This is a genomic window from Marilutibacter aestuarii, assembly GCF_006546775.1.
Classification (GTDB): domain Bacteria; phylum Pseudomonadota; class Gammaproteobacteria; order Xanthomonadales; family Xanthomonadaceae; genus Marilutibacter; species Marilutibacter aestuarii.
This window is the reverse complement of the sequence record NZ_VICE01000150.1, coordinates 1-1197: the sequence shown is the minus strand read 5'-3', so window position 1 is coordinate 1197 and position 1197 is coordinate 1. Positions and strand designations below refer to the sequence as shown.

Sequence of the window (1197 nt, the reverse complement as noted above, 5' to 3'; positions counted from 1 at the left end):
CGCGAGATCCGGCGTGCGGCCCCTGCTGAATTACGGTGGTGCTGACACCGAGGCGTTATCGGGCGCGCACGCCGGGCTCTCGGCACCTACAGTAGGGAATCTGGAAGACATGAGGCATCAGGCGTCACACAATGCAGACTTGGCACCGTGCAATCCTCTCACTGGCCGTGATTCTAGGAGTGATCGCCTTGTTGCCGGGCGCCATTTACCTGATCGGCCTCGCCAAGGTGAACTCCAGGCCAGTTCCTGCTGATCCCGCCGACTACACCGCGGAGAGCATTGCCGAGGCCTGGACAGGCTGCCAAGAGAGCATGCCATTGGCAGTCGAAGCAATGAGCCCTTGGAACTTTGCTGGCAAGTTCCTGTTTGGCGACCCACTTGAAGTAGGACCCGGTGAGCGCGCTGCATGGCGAATCGCCAGTGCACACAACGTCGCTCGCCCGGTCGGTGGTGGCTTGTGGTGGCATACCTCGGGCGCTTCACTTGGCATCTGGATCACCCAGCACTGGTCTGCCGAGCAAATTGGCGCCACGTTGGCACGGGACAATCTGTGCAAGTGACCAGAGGTTGTCGCACTTGCATTTGCGACTGGCTTGCTCCAACAATCAATTGGAGTCGAGGCCGATTCGCGGTGCGACGCGGGGTCCATGGTTGGGCCGAGGAGGAAGGATGAAAGGCAATCTTGTGGGAATTCTCGCGATGACGATTCTTTCCGGTTGTGCGTCTAGCGATCTCAACAAGACACCGCAGCCATGCTCGTCCATTGGCTGCACAGAGGGAAATGCGCCAGCGATTGCGCCGGACGGAGCCGGTCTTTCCTTCCAAACCTGCCAGGAAGGAGTCCAAACCTCGTACGAGTACCGGAAGGTCGAAGGCAACTGGGTGCTGAGGGCCTACGATACGCGACTCACCGAAGAGTGCGCTGTCCCTGGCTGATGCCATGGCGGTCTTGCAAAACAGGGGTCAGAGTGGACTTTCTCTTCGCGAGGTAGGAAACAGTAGCCTCACCCTGTTTCCCCAAGTCGATCCCTGCTGCCGTCGTCACGCTTCTCCGCTACAGTCTAAGGGTCGAGAGCATCGCGCCCGAGGCCCACGCTTATCGGTTCGAGGGCAACCTCGATCAACTGTTCGGGCGCAGGGCGCGAGATCCGGCGTGCGGCCCCTGCTGAATTACGGTGGTGCTGACACCGAGGCGTT

At 60.2% G+C, this 1197-nt stretch carries 1 protein-coding gene; it reads left to right on the top strand.

Annotated features, from left to right (window positions below; genetic code table 11):
* Window positions 1-131: 131 nt before the first annotated feature.
* On the top strand, window positions 132-560 hold the full coding sequence (locus tag FKV25_RS15670; RefSeq protein WP_141519725.1) for a hypothetical protein: 429 nt from the start codon (window positions 132-134) through the stop codon (window positions 558-560).
* Window positions 561-1197 lie beyond the last annotated feature (637 nt).

Coding starts and splice junctions, on each gene's coding strand:
- FKV25_RS15670 (WP_141519725.1), top strand. CDS start 132: ATGCAGACTTGGCACCGTGCAATCCTCTCACTGGCCGTGATTCTAGGA.